The organism is Agrobacterium sp., from assembly GCF_059499945.1.
This window is the reverse complement of sequence record NZ_JCABZP010000019.1, coordinates 48,033-70,913: the sequence shown is the minus strand read 5'-3', so window position 1 is coordinate 70,913 and position 22,881 is coordinate 48,033. Positions and strand designations below refer to the sequence as shown.

The window sequence follows — 22,881 nt, the reverse complement described above, 5'->3', positions numbered from 1 at the left end:
TGATCCGCCCGACACCATGAGGCACACCGCGCAAAAGCGCGGTGCTAAGGAGGAAGCTTTTGAAAAAACTTGATCTTATCACGATCGGGCGCTCGTCTGTCGATCTGTACGGCTCGCAGGTCGGCGGCCGTCTGGAGGACATGGCCTCCTTTGCCAAATATATCGGCGGCTCTCCCACCAATATTGCCGCCGGCGCTGCGCGCCTGGGGCTCAACAGCGCCGTCATCACCCGTGTCGGCGACGAGCATATGGGCCGCTTCATCCGCGAACAGCTGGTGCGTGAAGGCGTCGACGTGCGCGGCGTGAAGACGGACCCGGAGCGGCTAACCGCGCTGGTGCTGCTCGGCATTCGCGACCAGAACCAGTTTCCGCTGATCTTCTATCGTGAAAACTGTGCCGACATGGCGCTCAGCGAAGACGATATCGATCCCGCTTTCATCGCCGAGGCAGGCTGCATCTGCGCCACCGGCACGCATCTGTCGCATCCGAAAACGGAAGCGGCGGTGCTGAAAGCACTGAAACTTGCCCGCGAAAATGGCGCAAAGACCGCGCTCGATATCGATTACCGCCCCAATCTCTGGGGTGTGGCCGGCCATGGCGATGGCGAAAGCCGTTTTGTGGAATCGCAGAAGGTTACCGCCAAGCTGCAATCCACCCTGCATCTGTTCGACCTGATCGTCGGCACGGAAGAGGAGTTCCACATCGCGGGCGGCTCCACCGATACGCTCACCGCGCTCAACGCCGTGCGCAAGGTCTCGAATGCGACGCTGGTGTGCAAGCGCGGACCGATGGGCGCCGTCGTCTTCACCGGCGCTATTCCCGATAGCCTCGATGATGGCGAGACGGGTGAAGGTTTCCCGATCGAGGTCTTCAACGTTCTGGGTGCGGGTGACGGTTTCATGGCCGGGCTGTTCCGCGGCTGGCTGCGCGGCGAGGACTGGCCGACGACGCTGAAATACGCCAATGCCTGCGGCGCTTTCGCCGTCTCCCGTCATGGCTGCACCCCGGCCTATCCAAGCTGGGAAGAACTGCAATATTTCTTCAAGGCCGGCATCCGCAACAGGGCGCTGCGCAAGGACGAGGCGCTGGAGCAGGTGCACTGGTCCACCAACCGCAAGGGCGACTGGGAGACGATGCGCGTCTTCGCCTTCGATCACCGTATGCAGCTGGAGGCGATCGCCGACGAGCTTGGCGTCAAGCACGAGCAGATCGGCGCCTTCAAGAAACTCTGCCTTCAGTCCGCACAGCAGGTTGCCAGCGGTGAGGCGGGTTATGGTATTCTCTGCGATGGCCGTCTTGGCCGCGATGCGCTGTTTGCCGCCAGCGGCTCCGGCCTGTGGATCGGCCGTCCGGTGGAATGGCCGGGCTCGCGCCCGCTGACGCTGGAACCCGATCTCGGCAAGGATTTCGGCGGCCTTTCGGAATGGCCGCTTGAAAATGTCGTCAAGGTTCTGTGTTTCTATCACCCCGATGATACCGAGGAGATGCGCGCCGCGCAGGAAGAGACCGTGATGCGCCTGTTCGAGGCGGCACGTCGCAACCGGCTGGAAATGTTGCTCGAGGTCATTCCCTCCAAGGTCGGCCCGACCGACGATTTGACCGCCGCCCGCATCATCGAGCGCTTTTACGAGATCGGCGTTTACCCCGACTGGTGGAAGCTGGAACCGATGAAGACCCGCGCCGCGTGGAAGAACGCCTGCGACGCCGTGCATCGCAACGATCCTTATGTGCGCGGCATCGTCGTTCTCGGCCTCGACGCACCGCAAAGCGAGCTGGAAGAAAGCTTCCGTCTTGCCGCCGGTTTCGATCTGGTCAAAGGTTTCGCCGTTGGCCGCACGATATTTGCCGACGCCGCCCGCGGCTGGCTTTCCGGCAAGATGACCGACGAGGATGCGGTCAGGGATATGGCGCAGCGTTACACCAGCCTGTGCCGTATTTGGGATGAGGCGCGCGCCAAAAAGGGAGAGGCAGCGTGAAGACAATCAGATTGACGGCTGCGCAGGCCATGGTTCGTTACCTGGCGGCGCAGATGAATGAACATGGCGAAACCTATATTGCCGGCATGTGGGCCATTTTCGGCCACGGCAATGTCGCCGGCATCGGCGAAGCGCTTTATGGCATCAGGGACGAGCTGCCGACCTATCGCGGCCAGAACGAGCAATCCATGGCCCATGCGGCCATTGCCTATACCAAGCAGCTGCGCCGCCGCCGCGCCATGGCGGTCACTTCCTCCATCGGCCCCGGTGCGGCGAACATGGTGACGGCGGCAGCGCTTGCGCATGTCAACCGCCTGCCGGTACTCTTGATCCCCGGCGATGTCTTCGCCAATCGCGGCCCCGACCCCGTGCTGCAGCAGCTGGAAGATTTCGGCGACGGCACCATGACGGTGAATGACTGCTTCCGTCCGGTCAGCCGGTATTTCGACCGCATCATGCGGCCGGAACAGTTGCTGACAGCCCTGCCCCGCGCCATGCGCACCATGACGGACCCGGCCGATTGCGGCCCGGTCACGCTCGCTTTCTGCCAGGATGTGCAGGCGGAAGCCTATGATTACCCTGAAAGTTTCTTCGAAAAGCGGGTCTGGCGTCAGCGCCGCCCTGAACCGGACGTTGTGGAATTCGAAGAGGCCGTCGCTGCGCTCAAGGCGGCCAAGCACCCCATCATCGTTGCCGGCGGCGGCGTGCATTTTGCCGGCGCAACCGAGACACTGAAACGCTTTGCCGAAACCCACTCCATTCCCGTCGTTGAAACGCAGGCCGGCAAATCGGCGATTGCGTGGGACCACGACCTCAATTTCGGTCCCGTCGGCGTCACCGGTGCGGAAAGCGCCAATATCATCAGCGAGAAGGCCGATCTGGTCTTCGGCGTCGGCACGCGTTTTCAGGATTTCACCACCGGTTCCTGGGCGCTGTTCAAGAACCCCAACCGCAAGATCCTGGCGCTCAACGTTCAGCCCTATGACAGCGCCAAGCACGATGCGATCAGCCTGACGGCGGATGCGAGAATCGGGCTTGAAAAGCTCTCCGCCGCCCTCGGCAACCACCGTTTTGCAGCGCCGGATGCCCGCCTCAAGGCGGCATGGTTCGAAAAGGCCGATGCCGATACGGCGGCGCCGGGCGAGGAACATGTGAACAGCCTGCCCACCGACATGCAGGTCATCGGCGCGGTGCAGCGCCAGTCGCGTGACAACACCGTTGTCATGTGCGCGGCCGGCACCATGCCGGGCGAGCTTCACCAGCTATGGAAATCCAAGCTTCCGCTCTCCTATCACATGGAATACGGCTTTTCCTGCATGGGTTATGAGGTGGCCGGCGGCCTCGGCATCAAGATGGCGGAACCGGACCGGGACGTGATCGTCATGGTCGGCGACGGCTCCTATATGATGATGAATTCCGAGCTTGCGACATCGGTTGCCATGGGCGTGAAGATCACGCTCGTCATCACCGACAACAGGGGTTACGGCTGCATCAACCGACTGCAGATGGAAACCGGCGGCGCGGAGTTCAACAACCTCTACGCCCACACCAACGTCAACCCGATCGCCATCGATTTCGTGGCCCATGCCGGCTCGATGGGGGCGGATGCTCGCAAGGTCTCCACCATTTCCGAGCTGGAAGCAGCGCTCGCCAGCGCCCGGGAATCCACCCACACGACCGTGATCGTCATCGATACCGACCCCTATCCGACGCCGCAGGCCGGCGGTCACTGGTGGGATGTCGCGGTGCCCGAAGTGTCCGACCGCGCCGAAATCGGCCCGGCACGCGCCCGTTATGAAAACCATGTCAAGGAAAGACAGTAAGATGATCCGTTACGGAACCAACCCGATTGCCTGGTCCAACGACGACGACCGCACGCTGGGTGCGCATATCAGCCTTGAACAGTGCCTTGATGAAACCGCCAAGATCGGCTTCGACGGCATCGAAAAGGGCCACAAATTTCCGACCGACCCGGAAGGCCTGAAGGGCGTGCTTTCGCCGCGTGGCCTTTCCTTCGTCTCCGGCTGGCATTCGCTGAACCTTCTGACCGACGACATCGAATCCGAAAAGAAGGCGATGCAGCCGGCGCTTGATCTCTTGAAGGCCATGGGCTCGAAGGTCATCATCGTCTGCGAAACCTCCAACGCCATCCACGGCGATGACAGCAAGGCGCTGGTCGACCGTCCGCGCCTTGCGGCCGAGGACTGGGCGTCGTTCGGTGCCGGTGTCGAAGCGCTGGCCGCCTTTGCCGCCGAACAGGGCATCACCCTCGTTTATCATCACCACATGGGAACGGTGGTGGAGAGCGAAGAGGAGATCGACCTGTTGATGAAACACACGGGGCCGAAGACTCACCTGCTGCTCGATACCGGCCATTGCCTGTTCGGCGGCGGCGATCCCGTCCGCGTCGCGCAGAAATACATGGGTCGCGTTGGCCATATCCATGCCAAGAACGTGCGCCCTGCCATTGCCGATCAGGTACGGGGCGAGCGGCTCTCCTTCCTCGAAGGCGTTCGCCGCGGCGTGTTCACCGTGCCCGGCGACAGCGAGGGCGGCGTGAATTTTCCGCCGGTGCTGAAAGTGGCGGCCGAACATAATTACAGCGGCTGGCTGGTGATCGAAGCCGAGCAGGATCCTGATGTGCGTAATCCGTTCGAGTATCAGAGCCTCGGGCTGAAATCGCTGAAGGCTTTTGCGCGTGAGGCCGGACTGGACAAAGCTCAGGCTGCCTGAACCGAACCACGGAAGGCGGGGCGGCCTACTCCACCCGTCATACCGGCCTTGAGCCGGCATCCAGCCAGCCCAAGTCTTTGGGCTGAAAAGAGTCTTCCCGCCGCGCGGACGCGCGTCGGCTGGATTCCGGCTCAAGGCCGGAATGACGGTGGTACGCGAAACTACCGAATGACATGTTTGTGCTACTCACGAAAAGGAACACCACCATGACCTCACTTCTGCGCAAGCCGGTCGCGACAAGCGGCAAGGTGCACGATATCACGCCCCAAAGCGCGGATTGGGGTTATGTCGGTTTCGGCCTCTACCGCCTGAAGCCGGGCGAGACGGCGGCGGAAAGCACCGGCGATACGGAAGTCATCCTCGTGCTGGTCGAAGGCAAGGCGACGATTTCCGCAGGCGGCAAGGAGTTCGGCGAACTTGGCGACCGCATGAACGTGTTCGAGCGCAAGCCGCCCCATTGCGTTTATGTTCCCGCCGGCTCCGAATGGTCGCTGACGGCCACGAGTGATTGCACCGTCGGCGTCTGCACCGCACCCGGCGAAAAAGGCAGCCGCGAGGCGCAGCAGATCGGCCCCGCCGGTGTGCAGCTGACCGAACGCGGCAAGGGCGCCAATACGCGTTACATCTTCCCCATCGCCATGGAAGAGCGCGACGTGGCCGACAGCCTGCTGGTAACGGAGGTCTTCACGCCGTCAGGCAACTGGTCGTCCTATCCGCCGCACCGGCATGATGAGGATAACTACCCCGACATGACCTATCTGGAAGAGACCTATTATCACCGGCTGAACCCGGCGCAGGGTTTCGGCTTCCAGCGCGTCTTTACCGAAGACGGCTCGCTGGACGAGACCATGGCGATGTCGGATGGCGATGTCGTGCTCGTCCCGAAGGGCCATCACCCCTGCGGCGCGCCCTATGGTTACGAGATGTATTATCTGAACGTGATGGCGGGGCCGATGCGTAAATGGCGCTTCAAGAACCACCCGGATCACGACTGGATTTTCAAGCGGGATAATCCGTAAGGCATTTCAGGCAAAAACCGCAACCTCCTCATCCCTGTGCCTGTCACAGGGATCCAGCCAGCCCAGGTCCTTGGGCTGAAAGGAGTCTTTCCGTCGCGCAGACGCGCGTCGGCTGGATTCCTGTGACAGGCACAGGAATGAGGGAGTGCGCGAAGATACGTCTTGAGACTGTCTCGGCACACAACAAACGCAATTAACGAATTGAATTAATTAATATAATTTCGGGAGGAGAATAGCATGGCCGCTCTTGGCGTGGGCCTTATCGGCACCGGTTACATGGGCAAATGCCACGCGCTGGCGTGGAACAATGTCACCAGCGTCTTCGGCGATGTGGAACGCCCCCGCCTCGTGACGCTCGCGGAAGTCAATCCCGAGCTTGCCGCAAAGAAAGCCGACGAGTTCGGTTTTGCCCGCTCGACAGGCAACTGGCGCGATCTGCTGTCCGATCCCGAGATCGACGTCATCTCGGTCACCACGCCGAATGCGTTCCATCCGGACATGGCCATTGCCGCCCTTGAGGCCGGCAAGCATGTCTGGTGCGAAAAGCCGATGGCGCCCGCCTTTACTGACGCGGTGAAGATGCGCGATGCGGCCCGCCGGTCGAGCAAGGCGGCGGCGATGGGCTACAACTACATCCAGAACCCAATGATCCGCCACATGCGCCGCCTGATCGACGAAGGCGCGATCGGCAGGGTCTACCATGTCCGCGCCGAGATGGATGAGGACTTCATGGCCGATGCCACCCAGCCCTTCTACTGGAAGAGCGAGGCGTCCTCCGGTTACGGCGCGCTGGATGATTTCGCCGTTCACCCGCTGTCGCTGCTCTTTGCCCTGTTCGGCCACGCACAAAGCGCCATCACCGATATGGTGAAACCCTATGAGACTCGCCCGCTTGCCGGCGGCGGCGAGCGCGCCGTCGAGACGCATGATCTTGCCAGCGTTCTCTTGAAGCTTGAGGGCGGCATTTCCGCCGTGCTCATCGCCAACCGCTCCGCCTGGGGCCGCAAGGGCCGCATCGCCATCCAGATTTATGGCTCCACCGGCTCGATTCTGTTCGACCAGGAGCGGATGAACGAATTCCAGCTCTACACCACGGATGGACGCCCCGAGGATCAGGGTTTCAGAACCATCCTCGCTGCGCCCCACCACAAGCCCTATGACCGCTTCATCCCCGCCCCCGGCCACGGCCTCGGCTTCAATGATCTGAAGGTGATCGAATGCCGCGAACTGATAGCGGCGATCGAGGGAAAGAAGGCCCATATCATCGATTTCGAGGAAGGGCTGAAGATCGAGCGCAGCATCCACGCCATGGCCCGTTCGTTTGCCGAAGGGCGCTGGGTGACGGCGGAGGAGATTGCGGAATAGGGGTTGGCGTAAAAGCGTCCTAGCTGACGCCGAGCCCTCTCTCCGTTCTCGAACATGACCATTGAACCTTTGCACTCGACGTCATCCTCGGGCTTGACCCGAGGATCCATCGACTGCAACGGCTTGTGGATCCTCGGGTCAAGCCCGAGGATGATGGATGAGAGGTTGGCGCATTCTTAGAAACCTGGATGGGCTGTCTCCCGCAGCCCATCATAGTATCGCCGGAACCTCACCCCTTCACCGGCGTTTCCGGCACCGGCGTCAGCACCTTGCCATCCCTGAACCAGCCGAGAATATTATCCGCAACCAGATCGGCCATCGCATTGCGCGTCGGAACCGAGGCGGAGGCGACGTGCGGCAGCAGGGAGACATTCGGCAGCGACAGGAAGGCTTCCGGCACCTTCGGCTCGGCATAGAACACGTCGAGACCGGCAGCCCCCAAAGCACCGCTTTTAAGCGCCTCAAGCAGCGCATCCTCATCAACGCTGGAGCCGCGCCCGACATTGATGAACACGCCCTCAGGCCCAAGCGCCGTCAGGATTTCGGCGTTGATTGCCTTATGCGTTTCCGGCGTACCGGGCACGATGCAGATCAGGATATCGACAGCTTCCGCCATCTCCTTCAGCGAACCGTAATAGGTATAGGAGAGGCCATCCCGCTTGCTGCGGGTGTGGTAGCCGATCTCCACCTTGAAGGGCTCCAGCCGCTTGGCGATTTCCTGGCCGATGCGGCCCATGCCGAACAGGCCAACCTTGCGGCCGCGAAGCGAGAAGGGAGAGAGGGCAAACGGCCCTTCGCCAACCCATTTGCCGTCACGCAGCCAGGTTTCGGCCTGATAGAGCCGGCGCACGGTGTTGATCAAAAGCGCAATCGTCGTATCGGCCACCTCGTCGTTCAGCACATCAGGCGTATTCGTCACCACGATGCCGCGCGTGGCGGCATGTTTGGCATCCACGCCATCATAACCCACACCGAAATTGGCGATGATCTCCAGCTTCGGCAACGCATCGATCCATTGGGCGTTGACGACGCCGGAAACGGCGACGGCATTGATGCGCTCCGCCGCACCCTCAGGCAGAACCGGCTCGGCGCCGGCAGGCACTGTCACGATCTCGACCTTGCCTTCGAGGCGTTCAAGAACGCGCGGGTTTATCTTGCCGGGAACGAGAACGACGGCCTTTTTGTCAGACATGAGCGGATATTCCTCCTGATAACATTCCGATAGCCGGAGTGGCTTTCAAGCGAACTGCTCGCCATACCACTCCTCTGGGCGGCGATCTTTTCAAACAACGGCGGCCGTGAAAAGGGCAATAAGGGGATGCTATGGGGGCAGACGGAAGTTTCATGCCGATTTTTTTGCGGCGTCGCTATATAGTTTCGTCATTCCGGCCTCGAGCCGGAATCCAGCCGACACGCGTCTGCGCGGCGAAAACAATCCTTTCAGCCCAAGGACTTGGGCTGGCTGGATACCGGCTCAAGGCCGGTATGACGGGGGAAGGAAACGCCGACGACGACTATGGACGCGCGGTCAGCGGGCTCAGAGTCGCAAACGAGCTCACACCCGCGGCCGCACCGGCCCGGTCGATTGGCGGATGCGCATTTCCGGCTTGATGAGGTGAATGCCGTCAGGCTCATGGCTGCCCGCCAGCCTGTCCAGCAGCGCGCGCGCCGCTAAGCGCCCGACCTCGGCCTGACCGTTGGAAACGGTGGTCAGCGCCGGCGTGGCGATGGCCGCTTCCTCCAGATCGTCGTAGCCGGTTACCGAGATATCGACACCCGGCACCAGACCGGCGCGGGAAATGCCGTTCATCAGACCGATGGCGACGAGATCGTTCCAGCAGACGGCGGCGGTCGGCTTCTGCGGCAGCGACAGGAAATGCACCGCCGCTTCAAACCCGCCCTGCTTGGAGCGGGGGCCGGGAATGCGCAGGTTCGGATCAACCTCGATGCCGGCCTTGCGCAGCGCATTGACGTAACCCTGGTAACGGTCACGGCCGGTCGAGGTCTGGTCGGTGCCGCCAACCATGGCGATGGTGCGGTGACCGAGGCTGATGAGATGGTTGGTGGCGAGCGAAATGCCGTAGCTGTCATCGCCGCGATAGGTCGGCATGTCGACGCCGTCCATCGAGCGCGCCACCAGAATGGCGGGCATGCCGTTTTCTTCGGCCAGCGTCATGTCCTCGATCGGCGTGCCGATGGCGGGCGACATGATGATGCCGTCGGAACCGAGCTGCAGCAGCGTCTCGATGAAGGTGCGCTGTTTTTCCACCGAATCATAATGGTTGGAAAGAATGAAGGTCTGGCGGCTGCGGTCCAGCTCGCTTTCGATGGCTTTGAGGATTTCCCCGTAAAACGGGTTCATCACATCATGGAATACCACGCCGACAATGCCGGAGCGCGAGGTGCGCAGGCTGGCGGCGCGGCGGTTATAGATATAACCCAGCGCCCGCGCCTGTTCCTTGATCTTGTCCCGCGTGTCGGCAGCGACCAGCGGGCTATCGCGCAATGCAAGAGAGATGGTGGCGGTCGAAAGACCGAGGCTTTCGGCAATCGTAGACAGTTTGACCTTTTGGGCCACGGCATTCCTCCCCAAACGCGTGTCACTGACGGATGTCTCCGTTTAAATTGCAATTAAACAATTTAAACAAAATCCGCAACCCGTTTAAGGAATACCCACAAAACAGATGGTTCTTTTAAAAATTTCAACAAAATTATTGAAGATTGGCGTCGATTGCCTTGAGAAGTTTAACAACGTTGCGAATATCCTTGGCCGAAAGCCCTTCAATCGCCCTCGCTCCGCAATCGGCTATCGAGGTGTTGATGTGATCGACGCTTTTCAGGCCCGTTTCCGTCAGCTTCACCAGCGTCACGCGGCCATCCTCGTCGTCGCCGCTGCGTTCCACGAAACCCTGGGCTTCCATGCGGCCGATGGTGCGCGTCATGGTGGGCGCCTTGACGCCGAGTTTCTGGGCGATCTGGCCCGGCGTCAGGCTGCCTTCCTGCGCCAGCGCCAGGATGACGCCGTCCTGCCCGGCATAAAGCCCGCTTTCGGCAAGGCTGTGGCTCAGCGCCGTGCGCATGGAGCGGGCGGCCTGGGTAATGGATTGCGCCAGCTCCTCGGGATTGAAGTTCTCATCCCTCTTTTTGGCGTCCTTTACCTTCTTGCTGCCCTTTTCCTTCTTGGCGCCTTTGTCCTTATGCCCGGATTTGTCCTTGCTCATATGCGAGTGCCTTTTACCCTGTGGCGGAACCGATATATGTTGCTGGAAATCCTTACCGAATACACGTGCGGACTGCCAGATGCCAAACTCATACACGCATTATCACGACGAAAACGTAACAGACCCTCATCTTCGCGCAACAGGTGCAATTTCCGTGCTGCCGCTCGGCGCGCATGAACAGCACGGCCCTCACCTGCCATTCGAGACCGATACGCTGATTGCCGAAGGCATTGTCGCCCGTCTCGCCGCCGCCCTGCCCGGCCATCTGCCCGTCTCCTTCCTGCCGGTGGAACCGGTCGGCTATTCCATCGAACACATGAATGTGCCGGGCACCAAGACCTTGCGTTACGATGAGGCCATCGAGCGCTGGCTCGGCATCGCAGAAGCGGAATATAAAAAGGGCGTGCGCAAATTCGTGATGCTGAACGCCCATGGCGGCAATTCACCGCTGATGACCATTGTCGCCACCGAGGCCCGCGCCCGTTTCGGCATGCTGGCGGTCGCCACAAGCTGGACCCGTTTCGGCGTGCCGGCCGATATCGTGAAGCCGGAGGACAAGGCGATCGATATTCATGGCGGCGATATCGAGACATCGGTCATGCTGGCGCTTCACCCCGAGCGGGTGGCGATGCAAAAGGCCGCCGACTTTCCCTCCCGCCAGAGCGATTTCGCCAGCCGCTTCAAACACCTGCGCGCCTATGGCCCACACGCCTTCGGCTGGCTGATGAGCGATCTCAACCCTGACGGGGCTGCCGGAAACGCCGCCGCCGCGACAGTGGAAAAGGGCGAAAGGCTGATTTCCCACGCTGTGAATGGCCTTGTCGAACTGCTTGAAGATATCCACGCTTTTGACATAACGTTATTTCATAACAAAATTTGAGTGACATGGCCGAATTCGGCCAAAATCTCTTTGAACTGCCAGGGCGTCGCGCCTATATGGACGACGACACATCTTCCTGAGGCTTGATAGCCTCTCTCCACGCGGGGTTTTCCATGACCGAAACAGCACCAGCCAAGCCCATTCCAGTCACCGTCCTGACGGGATATCTCGGCGCCGGCAAAACGACGCTTCTCAACCGCATTCTCTCCGAGAACCACGGCAAGAAATACGCTGTCATCGTCAATGAATTCGGCGAGATCGGCATCGACAACGATCTGATCGTCGAGTCTGATGAAGAAATCTACGAAATGAACAATGGCTGCGTGTGCTGCACGGTGCGCGGCGATTTGATCCGCGTCGTGGAAGGCCTGATGCGCCGGCCCGGCCGTTTCGACGGCATCATCGTCGAAACGACAGGCCTTGCCGATCCGGTGCCCGTCGCCCAGACCTTCTTCATGGATGACGACGTGCGCGCCAAGACCGAGCTTGACGCCGTTGTGGCGCTGGTCGATGCCAAGCACCTGCCGCTGCGCCTGAAGGACAGCCGCGAGGCTGAAGACCAGATCGCCTTTGCCGATGTCGTCGTCGTCAACAAGACCGACCTCGTTTCGCCTGAGGAAGTGGCCCGCATCGAGGATATCGTCCGCGCCATCAACCCGTCCGCGCGCATCTACAAGACCACCCGTTCCGGTGTTGATCTTGCCCGGGTTCTCGATCAGGGCGCCTTCAATCTGGAGCGCGCGCTGGAAAACGATCCGCATTTCCTCGAGCACGGCCATGAGGATCATGCCTGCGGCCCCGATTGCGATCATCATCACCACGACCACCATCATCATGACCATGACCACGATCACGGGCATCACGACCATGGGCACGATCACCACCACCATGGCGCGGCCTCCCCGATCCATGACGTGACGGTGCAGTCGGTCTCGCTGCGCGGCGGTGAGATGAACCCCGAGCGGTTCTTCCCGTGGATCCAGAAGGTCACCCAGACAGACGGCCCCAACATTCTGCGCCTCAAGGGCATCATCGCCTTCAAGGGTGATGCGGAGCGTTACGTGGTGCAGGGCGTGCACATGATCATCGAGGGCGACCACCAGCGCCCGTGGAAGGAAGACGAAAAGCGCGAAAGCCGCCTCGTCTTCATCGGCCGCGAACTGGACCGCGAAAAGCTGGAAAAGAGCTTCAACGCCTGCCTCGCGACGGCCTGACCCTCTCTCTTCGGTACCCCGGCGTTGCGCCGGGGTGACGCCGCTTCCGTCATTCGGATGCGCTCACCGCCCCTCATCCCTGTGCTTGTCACAGGGATTCAGCCAGCCCAAGTCCTTGGGCTGAGAGGAGTTTTTCGCCGCGCAGACGCGCGTCGGCTGGATTCCTGTAACATCCTCGGGCTTGTCCCGGGGAACAGGAATGAGGGACAGGGAGATGCACGTCCTGTAAAATCATGGTGCCGTATGCCGTGGATTCCTCCACTACAAAGCGGTCTATCTCCTTGATTTCACGAATCGTGCGAACGTAAAAGCGGTTCCGCTTTTGCCGGAAATGCTCTAGAACCATGCCTGCCGCCGGGGTCGATATCGTCGCCCCACCAGACACAGATACGAAAGACCGATGCGCCCCATGCCGACTGTTGCCCCGCTTGATATCGAAGGCCACGTGGTCTCGACCCATTTTCTCGGCGACATTCCCCTGTTTGCCACCGCCGCCGGCACCATTCACCGCCTGGATGGCGGCGAGAAGGTGACGCAGGCGCATGACGGGCTTCTGACCTGCATTCGCGATCCCTACAGCGCCACGCTGCTTTCCGGCGGCGAAGACGGCCGTGTGCTGCGCATCGGCCATGATGGCAGCATCAGTGAGCTCGCCAATGTGCCGCGCAAATGGGTCGGCGTCGTTGCCGGCGGGCCGCAGAAGGCGGTGGCTTATGGCGTCGGCAAGTCCAGCTTCGTGCGGCTATCCGACGGTACGGTCAAGGAATTCAAGGAAGAGCGCACGGTGGAGGCCATCGCGTTTGCGCCCAAGGGCCTGCGCATTGCTGTTGCCCGTTATAACGGCGTGACACTGCATTGGGTGGCAAGTGCGGGCGATCCGGTCGATCTGGAATGGAAGGGCGCGCATACCGGCGTCACCTTCTCGCCCGATGGCAAGTTCCTCGTCACCACCATGCAGGAAAATGCACTGCATGGCTGGAAGATGGAAGCAACCAAGGGCGGCATGGAAGCCCGCCACATGCGCATGACCGGTTATCCCGCCAAGGTGAAATCCATCTCCTGGTCGGCAAAGGGCAAATGGCTCGCCTCATCAGGTGCGCCAGCCGCCATTGTCTGGCCATTTGCCGGCAAGGACGGCCCGATGGGCAAGGCTCCGGAAGAACTCGGCAGCCGCGCCAACATCATGGTCACCAATGTCGCCTTCCACCCCGTGGAAGACGTGCTCGCCATCGGCTTCATCGACGGTATGATTCTTGGTGTGCGCCTGGCCGACGGCAAGGAAGCCCTGCTTCGCCGCCCCGGCAAGGGCGCCATTACAGCCATGGACTGGAGCGCCACCGGCAAGCTGCTCGCCTTCGCCTCGGAAGCGGGCGATTGCGGGATCATCGATATTTCGGCGTGAGGGCCAACACCCTGCCCCTCATTCCTGTGCTTGTCACAGGAATCCAGCCGACGCGCGTCTGCGCGGCGAGAGACCTCTTTTTTTCAGCCCAAGGACTTGGGCTGACTGGATTCCTGTGACAAGCACAGGAATGAGGGATGATCGGGCCGCAAGGCCAGATGAAATCCTCCCTACCCCCGCCCGAACACCCTAATCCGCCACCTGCCGCCGCGTCAGAAACAAGAGCAGCAGCGCAGCACCCGCACCGACCGAAGCAAGCCGGATCGAGGTGCCGAAGCTTGCATATTGCGACACGAACCCCATCAGCGGCACCGCAAAAAGTGCTGCAAGGAAGATCGAATTCATGTAGAGCGCCGTCGCCCGCGCCGTGCGCCCGCGGGCAAAGCCCTGCACGAAGGTGAGAGATGTGCCGGCGAAAAGGCCGTAATAGGAACCTTCCATGGCAGCCCCCACCAGCATGGCCGGCAGGGTCGTGACCGAAGCGATGATGTTGAAAGCAACGATCGCCGTCACCGCCGCGATGCTCAGAAGCAGCCGCGCGCTGATCCGGCGCATGATCCTCGGCGCAAGCAGGATAAGCAGGACTTCCATGGCGCATTTGACGCTGAGCGACAGGCCCGGCGCATAATCCGGCAGGCCCACCTCACGCACCAGAAATACCGGCAGGGCCGAGGCGCAGAGAGCATGGGCGAAAGACATGCAGAAACTGGCCGTCGCCGCCATCAGCAGCGGCAGGTTTCGCCCCGCATCGGCTCCGCCCTCATCCCGCCGCTCCATCGGGCAAGTCTGCCCACGCGGCACGATGGCAAGCGCAAGCGCCCCCCAGATGGCCGCCATCAGCATCGCATTCACGAAGACAGCTTTTGCGCCGGCGAAATCGACGATCAGAAAGGCTGCGGCCGGCAGCAACATCCAGGCCAGCGACACCATCATTCTGAGGAAGGCGTTATAAGCAGTGGTATCGAGCGCCTCCACCCGGCCGTGATACCGGCCATAACTGAAGACGAGGGTGGTGGCGGCGTTGGAAAGCCCCATGCCCGTCGCCGTTACCGCCACCAGCAGCGCCAGATGCCCGAAACTCGCGGCCGCCGCCGCCACGAAAGCACCTGCAATGGAGAGCATGAGCAGCGGCTTGATCCGCACGCCGGCATCCACCCGCTCGCCATAAAGACGGCTGGCGACGATCGAGGCCACCATCGCCGTCACGCTGTAGAGACCGAGTGTCGCCGGCGGATGGCCGAGCACCTGAATGATGTAAAAACCGATAAACGGTACGATGGCGGCATTGGTGCTGCCGGCGATGAAAACCAGCAACGCGATCAAATAGGCCTGACGGTCAAAAGCGCCCGGCGAAGTGCTTTTCTGTAGCATGGGAATCGACTGGAGACTGGCAAGCGGGAGTGGATTGGAACCCACCATCACATCAAAACGGCCCGCTGTTCAAGCCTGCGCGAAAGGCAATGTGCGTTTTGATTTCCTGCGGAACGTCTTCAGCGTCCGCTGGACCGATGCCAGCACCGCCGCATCAGGCGTGTGGGGCGTCGCAACGCTGCGCCGCCCCCTGTCGAAAACGGAATAACCGTCAGAACTTCACGCCAAGGCCAACCTTGACGACGTGTTCGCTGACATCGCCGGTCGAAGTGATCGGACCGGTATGGTAGGTTGCCTTGCCGAAGTCGTTGTAACGATATTCGACGCGTCCAAACAGGTTGTTGGTGAAGGCATAGTCGACGCCTGCGCCAACCGTCCAGCCGTGCAGGACCTTGCTGTCCTCACCGAACGGCGCTTTGACTTCGCTGTCCGTCGCGGTGTAGCCGGCGGCGGTATAGATCAGCGCGCGGTCGATTGCGTAACCGGCGCGCAGACGCGCAGAGCCGTTCAGGCCTGCAGAAACCTCGCTGGTGACGATGGTCTTGTCGCCCCAGGCGTAGCCGAGATCACCCTCGACGCCGAGAATGACGGAAGGGGCAACTTCGGCATTATAGCCTGCGAAGCCGGAAAAACGGCCGCCGTCAAATTCATGCTTGGTGGTGACGCCAAAAGTCGTCGACTTGACCCGGTTCCAGCCGTAACCCGCAGACGCACCGAGATAAACACCATCCCAGGAAAAGGCAGGCGCAACGTCGTTGACAACAGGTGCGGACGGAATGTCGCCGACGGCGTCGGCGGCAGCGGCCACGCCGGAGAGAACGCCGAGCAGGCCGAGCGCGAGAAGAGATTGTTTCAACATGCGATAGCTCCTTGAAAATAACATCCCGTCACCTGCGGGCTGCGAGTATTTCGCGACCAGAAGCGCAGCATCATGACGGGGTTAGCGCACCCACAGATTGAAGAACATCATGGTTAAAATCGCGTAAATAGCTTAGGCAAAAACACCGCCATGGAACGTATTTCGATTAATATCTGCAATATTTACCAAATATAAATCGGAATTTACGCGGACATTCACACGGCATCCGCCCTGACGCAAAAGGGCTCTCACGACTTCACAAAACTATCATGAGTAGTGGTCGTCAGGCACTTTTGTGCGGGGCCGCCATGTCGGTAACACGGATAAAAAAAAGAGGGCCGCAAGGCCCCCTTCCAGTCATGCGATGCGCCGTTTGTTCTTGCCGGAAATGCCATGCGTCAAACACACGCAACTCGAGGGTCATTGCCGGCTTATGCGCTGCGCATCGTCTGTGTCGAAAATCCCTGATGATTTTCGAGCTGTCCCGTTGGAGCGGGACGGAGAAAAGCCCGATGGTTTCGCCATCCCGTTCCAAATTTCAGTTAGTGCCGGCGCTTCTTGCCGCCGTCATTCTTGTTGTCGATGACATCGACTGACGTCTTGTTGCCGTTCAGCAGGCCGTTCAGGATGCCGGTCTTGTTGCCGTTCAGAATCCCGTTATTGGACAGGATGCCGCTGACGCCGAGATCGATGCTCGGCGAGACGACGACAAGGGCGCCGCCCTTGTTGCTGTTGCCGGACAGGATGCCACCCAGAAGACCGCCCGCATTGGCCTGACCAACGGAAGCAACAGTAAGAATAGCGGCTACACAAGCGAACTTTGCAATCATTTCTCTCTCCTCTTTTGTTTGATCACGCCATCTGGCGTAACTGAACTGTATATTTAGAGGATTCTAATTCAAGCAAAGGCTAATATTACAATAAAAAGTTAACTTTAATACTAGTGATTTTAATAGAATTTTACATATCTTATTATGGAATCCGCCACCTCTATTCGGTATTGGCGCACTGAATTTCGGTTGCGAAAGTAAAACGGCGCAGGAGACTTTATTAACCATCCAAATATAAGATATTGCTTAATTAGCGACCGGAGATGCGAATGCGGCTGGGGGGATATATCGCGCTTGTTCTCGGCCTTGCCTGCGCCTGCGGCGCATGGGCGGGTGAAAAAGCCGATGAACATAATGTCACCTATAAGTCCGGCATTGCTTATGACACCAATTATTTCGCCGACACCAACAGGCTGAGCGCAATTTCGCTGCGTGCCGGCTTCGGACTCAACGGCAAGGTCGTGCTTGATGGTGCGGAGCTGCGTTATTCGCTCGAACACGAGGAGGTCCGTCTCCCCCGTTACCGCTTCGCCAATGAACACAACACCATCGCGGCGCTGGGGCTGACGAAACGGTTTTCCGAAAAGCTGGAATGGGCCATCGAGCTGCGCGGCACCCGCAGCGATGCCGGCGACATCTTCCTGCATCTGCCCGAAGAAGACATTGGTTACCGGCAGCTCGATCACAAGCTGGAGGCCTCTTCCCAGCTCGGCATCCTTGCGCTCGGCGGCAAGAACACGCTGACGGCAAGCTTTGCCAGCCTGATGAAGGGCAAGGCGCGGTTCCGTCCGGCCTATTTCATGCCCACCCGGCTGGAGGCAAACGAGGCGCTTTTATCGCTGAAGGCCGAACATGCGCGGCCGCTGGCCGGCGGCGAGGCGGGCCTGACGCTTGCTTATGACCGTATCGTCGTGCCCGAGGGGCAGCAGGAGAAATATGAACGTTTCCCTGCCAATACGCTGCGCGGCTCGCTGGCCTATGGTTACAAGTTCTCCGATCGTTTCGCGGTTCTGGCCGAGGCGGGCTTCACATCCATTTCCGGTGACGAGATCAGCGACCAGGTAAAGCGTACCCGCCCCTATCTCCGGGCCGAAGCCGAGGTGAAGGCCACCGAGCGCATCGCCTTCGGCGTCGGCTATTCGCAGGACTATGCGCTTTTCGATCCGGATGATCCGATCGCCGAGTTTCACCGTCGCTGGCAACTCGTCGTGAAAAGCAGGCTCACCGAAAAGGTCGGGCTCGATCTTGCCCTGAACCGGGTCCACAAGGACTGGATCTATTATAATTACGATACCAGCGAGCGCAGGCTGGTCGCCACGCTGTCCTTCGATACCGGCAAGAACAGCAAGCTGGAGCTGGAGTTCAACCGCCTGCTGCATGGTGAGCGCGAGACCGACCTCGCTTATAGCGGCTCCAGCATCACGTCGCGTTTCAGCGGCACCTTCTGAAATCCCTTGACGGCCCGCGCGAAGGATCAGACGCATCAGGTCGAAATTCGGTCCCAATTTCTGCTAGAGTCGGGTCTTCAAGATTCGAAGGCAGGACAGACCGGATAATGAACAGACGCTTTTTGCTCCTCGCGGCCGGCCTCGCCTGCGTTCCCGTCGCGGCGGCTGCGCATCCGCACATCTTTGCCGAAGCCCGCATGGAAATCGTCGAGGGGCCGAACGGCACCGTTCAGGAAGTGCGCAATATCTGGCGTTTCGACGAGATGTTTTCGGCAAGCGTGGTGATGGATTACGACAAGAACAGCGATCTGAAGCTGGACAAGGACGAGCTGGCCGAGATCGGCAATACGGTGCTGGAATCGCTCGCCGAATATTCCTATTACACCTTCATCACCGCCAATGGAAAACCGGTGGAGTTCTCCAAGCCCGACGCCATTCACGTGGACTACAAGGACCAGCAGATCCTGATGTTCTTCTCCGTGAAGCCGACCAAGCCGCTCGCCGTCAAGGGCAAGCTCAGCTTCGGCGCCTGGGATCCGACCATGTATACGGCGATCGATTTCGCCAAGGACAGCGATATCGCGACACAGGGCAAGGATCTGAATGCCTGCAAGCATCATATCGTCCGCCCTGATCCCGACGAGGTAATCTCGCAGAACCAGGGTTCGCTGACCGACGCCTTTTTCAACGATCCGACCGGCACCGACATGACCAAGCTCTTCGCCACCCGGCTGGAGGTCTCATGCTGAGCCGCAGGGCATGCCTTGCCGCCGTCGCCATCGGCCTCATCGCCGTGGCCGGTGTCGCCCATGCGCAGTCGCCGCTCGGCATCGGCTCGGCCGAGCCTTCCTTTTCCGTCGGCGGCCCCTTCGCACCGCTGATGCAATGGATCAACGTGCACCAGCAGATGTTTTACCGGGCACTGACCGGCGCGCTGAAGGCCATGCGCGAGGATGGCTGGGCGCTCGGCTCGCTGATCGGCCTTTCCTTTGCCTATGGCGTTTTCCATGCCGCCGGTCCCGGCCACGGCAAGGCGGTCATTTCATCCTACATGATCGCCAATGAAACGCAGCTGAAACGCGGCATTCTCATTTCCTTCGTCTCGGCCCTCATTCAGGGCTTGATGGCCATCGGCCTTGTTGGGGCGGCCTGGCTGGTGCTGCGCGGCACCTCCATCACCATGACCAAGGCGACGCAGGCGATGGAGATCGCCAGCTTCGCCATGGTGGCGCTGTTCGGCGCCTGGCTCCTGGTGCGGAAGCTTTGGTCACTGCGCATCCGGCGGGAACCCGTCCCCGTTTTTGCCACGGCGGGTGAAGCCACGGCCGGCAGAACCACCGGCATGGGCACGGGGCTACGCTTTCAGGGCAAGCCGGTTTTCGCGGATCATGAGCATAACGGCACGGGTGATCTCTGCAACGCCTGCGGAAAATCCCATGCGCCCGACCCCATGCTGTTGAAGGGCAAGAACTTCAGCCTGCATGAAGCATGGTCGGCCATCATCGCGGTCGGCCTCAGGCCATGCTCGGGCGCGATCATCGTCATGAGCTTCGCGCTTCTCAACGGGCTTTATCTCGGCGGCGTGCTCTCCGTGCTCGCCATGTCGCTCGGCACCGCCATAACGGTGTCGGCTCTCGCCATCATGGCCGTCTCGGCCAAGGGGCTCGCCGTGCGTTTCGCCGGCCCCGGCAGCCGCAAGGCGGCCGGCATCAGCCACGCGATCGAAATCGCCGGCGCGCTTTTCGTGCTGATCATGGGACTACTGCTGCTCGGCGCTTCGCTTCAGCTCTAGAGCGTGTCCAATAAAGTGGCCTAACCGTCGCGGCGGCGCTGGTAACGGGCGCGCAGCCAGAACAGCAGGAAGAAACACAGCACGGCAACCGCGCCGAAGGCGGCGGCGAGCCAGGGCGAATAATCGCCCAGCCACAACATGATATCAGGCATGACGAAGAACACGAGCCCGAAACCGACGATAATGAGGGCGGCGGCAATTGCCGGCGACCAGTCCTTTTTCCCTGATGTCGGTTTTTCAGGCATTGGCAAGCTCCGCGCGGATATCTTCAAGCTTGCGCTTCTGCGCCCCGTCGGCTGCAAAATTGTCAGGCGAAAGCCACGCTTCAAAGGCCTTGCCGATCAGCGGCCATTCGCCGTCGATCATCGAAAACCACGCCGTATCGCGGTTCTGGCCTTTCGAGATCATGTGCTGGCGGAAAACGCCCTCGAAGGTGAAGCCATAACGCTTCGCCGTGATCTTGGAGGGTTCGTTTTCATTGTGGCATTTCCACTCGTAACGGCGATACCCCAGATCCTCGAAAACATGTTTCGCCATCAGGTAATGCGCTTCGGTGGCAAGAGGCGAGCGCTTCATCTTCGCGCCATGGGCGACGGAGCCGACCTCGACCACGCCATTGGCCGGATCGGGCCGCATATAGCTCGCCATGCCGACGATATCGCCAGTGGCATTTTCCACGAAGACCAGCGTGACCCAGTTAAGCTTCTGCCCCGCGCCGATGAGCCAGTCGCCAAAGGCGTCGGCATCAGGGAAGGCGTTTTGCGGGAAATATTTGAGAAGCGCATTGGTGCCCTCGCCGCCAAGGGCTGACCAGAGCCTTGCGAGGTGTTTTTCGCGATCAAACGGCTCGGCCGTGACGTAACGGCCCTTTAGCACCACCGGCTGCGGCGGCGGACATCCCCTAAAATCACTCAGATCGCGCATTCTCTTCCCCATTTGCTGGGAGAAGGATTAGGGCAGCCACGGGCAGATGACAAGCCTGTCGCAAAGCGGTGCAAAACACGTCCGCGGCGAAATATTCTGCTGTGACGGAAAATAGACGTGGTGACAAATAGTGTAATATAGCTAATCTCAACCAATGAGAGAGATTCCAGTTTTACTGACGCTAACGATATCGACACGCGAACCAATTGAACTTGGAGATTTCGTGGGACAATTCGTCTCATTGGGAAACGAATTTGCGCGCTACTTAAAAGAAGATCATCCTGACTTAAAATCGGACAACGAATTTTTTATCAAAGATATTCGGACGGGCTCAATAGTAGCGGAGCTAATTCCCGCGTTTGCCATAGCTGCTCCATTTATTTCGCAAATCGATCAAATAATGATCGTTGAAGATTTCGTCCGGCGGTGGGGCAATAGGATTTCCGGTCTTGTGGCAGGAAAACCGGAATTGTTGCCGGATACAAAAAGCGAGCTGAAAGACTTCACAGCAGCGGTCGCGGCGATTGCGAAAGACCCAAATGCTAGCGCAACTTTGGAAGCGGCAACTTTTGAGGACGGAAAGCAAAAGATCAGAGCATCATTTCGCTTCAACACGACGGAAGCTCGTCAAGCTGAAAAATCTATACAGATTAGACGAAGAGAAATAGAGGCCAAAGCGTCAGAGACATTTACTAGAGTTCTAATGGTCTTCACTCGGAGTGACATCAATGACGCAAATATTGGCAAGCCGTCAGGCGAAAAAGTAAAGATTCAAGAAATTTCGGATAAACCCGTCTCACTCGTTTACGCATCCGAAATGGCAGAGCAACAAATCAAAAAAGAGGTTCGCGAGGCCGATGACAATATTTTCAAAAAGGGCTTCATTGTAGACGTCGCAGTTAAATATCATGGAGACAAAGCCGCTGCTTATGCTCTCATGCATGTTCATTCCGTTATTGATCTACCGGACGAATAGACCTAGCAAACCCTCGCCCGAAGCCAACGTAAGGTCACTGCGCAGGCAACTTTTTCGCCTGCGCCACTGAACCCTGCAGCCCTTTTTACTCTCAAACCTTCGCAGCCACCACCGTCGCCTCGATATGGTCCACCAGCGCATCCGGCAACCCGAGCCGCCCGGCAAGAAGGTCGAGATACCCCCGCTCCGCCCGCGTATCGGCCTCGATGGCAAGGCGCGAGGCGGTGTAAAGCTCCACCTTCTGCTCCTCCGTGCGGGCGGCGGCCACCAGCGCGTCGATGTCGAGCGGATCGGCCAGTTCCTTTTCGAGGAACCGCTCCGCTTCGTCATCGATGCCGGAGACCTGCACCTTGTCCATGATATTGGCGCGCTCCTTCTCATCGATATGACCATCCGCCTTAGCGGCCGCGATCATCGCCTGGATGAGCTTCAGCGCAAAATCATTGGAAAGGGCCGGTGATTGCGGGTGGAAGGCGGAATCTGTGGGCGGGGCGAGAAGCTCCGGCTCGGGTTTCGGCGCAGCTTCCGGGGCCTGGCCAGACTTGTAATTCTTGTAGGCGAGATAGCCGAGGCCAGCGATGGCGGCGACACCGCCGATGGTGGCGACATTGCCGGCGAGCTTGCGGCCGGTCTTGGTGCCCAGAATTGCGGCGGCAAGGGCACCGGCCTTCAGGGGATTGTTCTTGGCGATATCGGCGGCCTGCCCGGCTCTGTCACGGACGCTTCCCGAAAGGCCCGGCACCTGAGAGCCGAGGAATTGTTCAAGAAGCTTCTTGGCGTCGAACATCAAAATCTCCTGTAAAGGTCAAATCTACAGGGGAGATAGGAAGTCGTGGGCCGAATACAAATGTCAAACCCGCTCACGCCTTCG

At 59.9% G+C, this 22,881-nt stretch carries 21 protein-coding genes; 12 read left to right on the top strand and 9 right to left on the bottom strand.

The annotated features are described in order from the left end of the window. Positions 1–59 precede the first annotated feature (59 nt). The 5 genes from AC5I5B_RS21845 (at position 60) to AC5I5B_RS21825 (ending at position 7,093) form a co-directional block, all read left to right on the top strand. Positions 60–1,976, top strand: a complete 1,917-nt coding sequence (locus AC5I5B_RS21845; protein WP_174054417.1) for a bifunctional 5-dehydro-2-deoxygluconokinase/5-dehydro-2-deoxyphosphogluconate aldolase — start codon at positions 60–62, stop codon at positions 1,974–1,976. Then, positions 1,973–3,799, top strand: a complete 1,827-nt coding sequence (gene iolD / locus AC5I5B_RS21840; RefSeq protein ID WP_174054416.1) for a 3D-(3,5/4)-trihydroxycyclohexane-1,2-dione acylhydrolase (decyclizing) — start codon at positions 1,973–1,975, stop codon at positions 3,797–3,799. Before AC5I5B_RS21845 ends, iolD begins: the two co-directional genes overlap by 4 nt. Before the next feature lies 1 nt (position 3,800). After that, positions 3,801–4,709 (top strand): myo-inosose-2 dehydratase, encoded by a 909-nt coding sequence (iolE, locus tag AC5I5B_RS21835; RefSeq protein ID WP_003505474.1) that lies wholly within the window; start codon positions 3,801–3,803, stop codon positions 4,707–4,709. Positions 4,710–4,915: 206 nt separating this feature from the next. Then, on the top strand, positions 4,916–5,728 hold the full coding sequence (gene iolB, locus AC5I5B_RS21830; RefSeq protein ID WP_112977763.1) for a 5-deoxy-glucuronate isomerase: 813 nt from the start codon (positions 4,916–4,918) through the stop codon (positions 5,726–5,728). A 237-nt stretch (positions 5,729–5,965) separates the two neighbouring features. Further along, complete coding sequence (locus AC5I5B_RS21825; protein WP_153316115.1) at positions 5,966–7,093, top strand: Gfo/Idh/MocA family protein; 1,128 nt, start codon at positions 5,966–5,968, stop codon at positions 7,091–7,093. Between the two features lie 229 nt (positions 7,094–7,322). Here the strand turns inward: AC5I5B_RS21825 and AC5I5B_RS21820 are convergent, their stop codons facing one another. The 3 genes from AC5I5B_RS21820 to AC5I5B_RS21810 form a co-directional block, all read right to left on the bottom strand. After that, the gene (locus AC5I5B_RS21820) at positions 7,323–8,285 is read right to left on the bottom strand and encodes a 2-hydroxyacid dehydrogenase (RefSeq protein ID WP_174055148.1); all 963 of its coding nucleotides are present in this window, start codon (positions 8,283–8,285) and stop codon (positions 7,323–7,325) included. 363 nt (positions 8,286–8,648) lie between these two features. Then, positions 8,649–9,671: a LacI family DNA-binding transcriptional regulator gene (locus AC5I5B_RS21815; RefSeq protein ID WP_003505469.1), complete on the bottom strand. Its 1,023-nt coding sequence runs from the start codon at positions 9,669–9,671 to the stop codon at positions 8,649–8,651. Between the two features lie 133 nt (positions 9,672–9,804). Then, positions 9,805–10,314 carry a MarR family winged helix-turn-helix transcriptional regulator gene (locus AC5I5B_RS21810; protein ID WP_060724477.1) on the bottom strand — a complete coding sequence of 170 codons (510 nt, stop codon included), beginning with the start codon at positions 10,312–10,314 and terminating at the stop codon, positions 9,805–9,807. Between the two features lie 79 nt (positions 10,315–10,393). On the opposite strand from AC5I5B_RS21810, the gene AC5I5B_RS21805 reads away from it, so the two are divergent. The 3 genes from AC5I5B_RS21805 to AC5I5B_RS21795 all read left to right on the top strand — a co-directional run bounded on the left by AC5I5B_RS21805 (position 10,394) and on the right by AC5I5B_RS21795 (position 13,810). After that, entirely contained in the window at positions 10,394–11,194 is an 801-nt protein-coding gene (locus AC5I5B_RS21805) for a creatininase family protein (protein WP_174055147.1), read from the top strand. A gap of 113 nt (positions 11,195–11,307) precedes the next feature. Beyond that, on the top strand, positions 11,308–12,408 hold the full coding sequence (locus tag AC5I5B_RS21800) for a CobW family GTP-binding protein (protein WP_060727308.1): 1,101 nt from the start codon (positions 11,308–11,310) through the stop codon (positions 12,406–12,408). 409 nt (positions 12,409–12,817) lie between these two features. Continuing rightward, positions 12,818–13,810, top strand: a complete 993-nt coding sequence (locus tag AC5I5B_RS21795; RefSeq protein ID WP_003505463.1) for a WD40 repeat domain-containing protein — start codon at positions 12,818–12,820, stop codon at positions 13,808–13,810. 189 nt (positions 13,811–13,999) lie between these two features. Here the strand turns inward: AC5I5B_RS21795 and AC5I5B_RS21790 are convergent, their stop codons facing one another. From AC5I5B_RS21790 to AC5I5B_RS21780, 3 genes are all read right to left on the bottom strand, one after another. Next, on the bottom strand, positions 14,000–15,181 hold the full coding sequence (locus AC5I5B_RS21790) for an MFS transporter (protein WP_035212912.1): 1,182 nt from the start codon (positions 15,179–15,181) through the stop codon (positions 14,000–14,002). A 211-nt stretch (positions 15,182–15,392) separates the two neighbouring features. Further along, positions 15,393–16,040, bottom strand: a complete 648-nt coding sequence (locus tag AC5I5B_RS21785) for an outer membrane protein (RefSeq protein ID WP_060724480.1) — start codon at positions 16,038–16,040, stop codon at positions 15,393–15,395. 542 nt (positions 16,041–16,582) lie between these two features. Further along, complete coding sequence (locus AC5I5B_RS21780) at positions 16,583–16,870, bottom strand: hypothetical protein (RefSeq protein WP_003505460.1); 288 nt, start codon at positions 16,868–16,870, stop codon at positions 16,583–16,585. 269 nt (positions 16,871–17,139) lie between these two features. Here AC5I5B_RS21780 and AC5I5B_RS21775 point away from each other — a divergent pair, with 269 nt between their 5' ends. The 3 genes from AC5I5B_RS21775 (at position 17,140) to AC5I5B_RS21765 (ending at position 20,110) form a co-directional block, all read left to right on the top strand. After that, the gene (locus AC5I5B_RS21775; protein ID WP_080867278.1) at positions 17,140–18,318 is read left to right on the top strand and encodes a hypothetical protein; all 1,179 of its coding nucleotides are present in this window, start codon (positions 17,140–17,142) and stop codon (positions 18,316–18,318) included. 107 nt (positions 18,319–18,425) lie between these two features. After that, a complete protein-coding gene (locus AC5I5B_RS21770; RefSeq protein WP_003505458.1) occupies positions 18,426–19,067 on the top strand; it encodes a DUF1007 family protein in 642 nt (213 codons plus the stop codon). Beyond that, positions 19,061–20,110, top strand: coding sequence for a nickel/cobalt transporter (locus AC5I5B_RS21765; RefSeq protein ID WP_174055146.1), 1,050 nt, complete (start codon positions 19,061–19,063; stop codon positions 20,108–20,110). Before AC5I5B_RS21770 ends, AC5I5B_RS21765 begins: the two co-directional genes overlap by 7 nt. Positions 20,111–20,130: 20 nt before the next feature. On the opposite strand, the gene AC5I5B_RS21760 is transcribed toward AC5I5B_RS21765, so the two are convergent. Continuing rightward, positions 20,131–20,355: a hypothetical protein gene (locus tag AC5I5B_RS21760; protein WP_174055145.1), complete on the bottom strand. Its 225-nt coding sequence runs from the start codon at positions 20,353–20,355 to the stop codon at positions 20,131–20,133. Continuing rightward, entirely contained in the window at positions 20,348–21,034 is a 687-nt protein-coding gene (locus AC5I5B_RS21755) for a GNAT family N-acetyltransferase (protein ID WP_003505455.1), read from the bottom strand. Before AC5I5B_RS21755 ends, AC5I5B_RS21760 begins: the two co-directional genes overlap by 8 nt. A 223-nt stretch (positions 21,035–21,257) precedes the next feature. On the opposite strand from AC5I5B_RS21755, the gene AC5I5B_RS21750 reads away from it, so the two are divergent. Further along, positions 21,258–22,010 carry a hypothetical protein gene (locus tag AC5I5B_RS21750; protein ID WP_336510257.1) on the top strand — a complete coding sequence of 251 codons (753 nt, stop codon included), beginning with the start codon at positions 21,258–21,260 and terminating at the stop codon, positions 22,008–22,010. 91 nt (positions 22,011–22,101) lie between these two features. On the opposite strand, the gene AC5I5B_RS21745 is transcribed toward AC5I5B_RS21750, so the two are convergent. Beyond that, positions 22,102–22,797 carry a tellurite resistance TerB family protein gene (locus tag AC5I5B_RS21745; protein WP_020812108.1) on the bottom strand — a complete coding sequence of 232 codons (696 nt, stop codon included), beginning with the start codon at positions 22,795–22,797 and terminating at the stop codon, positions 22,102–22,104. Positions 22,798–22,881: the final 84 nt, after the last annotated feature.

Bases quoted from the DNA above. Each gene is read 5' to 3' on its own strand.
- AC5I5B_RS21760 (WP_174055145.1), bottom strand. From the start codon at position 20,355: ATGCCTGAAAAACCGACATCAGGGAAAAAGGACTGGTCGCCGGCAATT.
- AC5I5B_RS21805 (WP_174055147.1), top strand. From the start codon at position 10,394: ATGCCAAACTCATACACGCATTATCACGACGAAAACGTAACAGACCCT.
- AC5I5B_RS21795 (WP_003505463.1), top strand. From the start codon at position 12,818: ATGCCGACTGTTGCCCCGCTTGATATCGAAGGCCACGTGGTCTCGACC.
- AC5I5B_RS21755 (WP_003505455.1), bottom strand. From the start codon at position 21,034: ATGCGCGATCTGAGTGATTTTAGGGGATGTCCGCCGCCGCAGCCGGTG.
- AC5I5B_RS21800 (WP_060727308.1), top strand. From the start codon at position 11,308: ATGACCGAAACAGCACCAGCCAAGCCCATTCCAGTCACCGTCCTGACG.
- AC5I5B_RS21825 (WP_153316115.1), top strand. From the start codon at position 5,966: ATGGCCGCTCTTGGCGTGGGCCTTATCGGCACCGGTTACATGGGCAAA.
- AC5I5B_RS21790 (WP_035212912.1), bottom strand. From the start codon at position 15,181: ATGCTACAGAAAAGCACTTCGCCGGGCGCTTTTGACCGTCAGGCCTAT.
- AC5I5B_RS21745 (WP_020812108.1), bottom strand. From the start codon at position 22,797: ATGTTCGACGCCAAGAAGCTTCTTGAACAATTCCTCGGCTCTCAGGTG.
- AC5I5B_RS21780 (WP_003505460.1), bottom strand. From the start codon at position 16,870: ATGATTGCAAAGTTCGCTTGTGTAGCCGCTATTCTTACTGTTGCTTCC.
- AC5I5B_RS21775 (WP_080867278.1), top strand. From the start codon at position 17,140: ATGCGGCTGGGGGGATATATCGCGCTTGTTCTCGGCCTTGCCTGCGCC.
- AC5I5B_RS21785 (WP_060724480.1), bottom strand. From the start codon at position 16,040: ATGTTGAAACAATCTCTTCTCGCGCTCGGCCTGCTCGGCGTTCTCTCC.
- iolE (WP_003505474.1), top strand. From the start codon at position 3,801: ATGATCCGTTACGGAACCAACCCGATTGCCTGGTCCAACGACGACGAC.
- AC5I5B_RS21810 (WP_060724477.1), bottom strand. From the start codon at position 10,314: ATGAGCAAGGACAAATCCGGGCATAAGGACAAAGGCGCCAAGAAGGAA.
- AC5I5B_RS21820 (WP_174055148.1), bottom strand. From the start codon at position 8,285: ATGTCTGACAAAAAGGCCGTCGTTCTCGTTCCCGGCAAGATAAACCCG.
- AC5I5B_RS21765 (WP_174055146.1), top strand. From the start codon at position 19,061: ATGCTGAGCCGCAGGGCATGCCTTGCCGCCGTCGCCATCGGCCTCATC.
- AC5I5B_RS21770 (WP_003505458.1), top strand. From the start codon at position 18,426: ATGAACAGACGCTTTTTGCTCCTCGCGGCCGGCCTCGCCTGCGTTCCC.
- iolB (WP_112977763.1), top strand. From the start codon at position 4,916: ATGACCTCACTTCTGCGCAAGCCGGTCGCGACAAGCGGCAAGGTGCAC.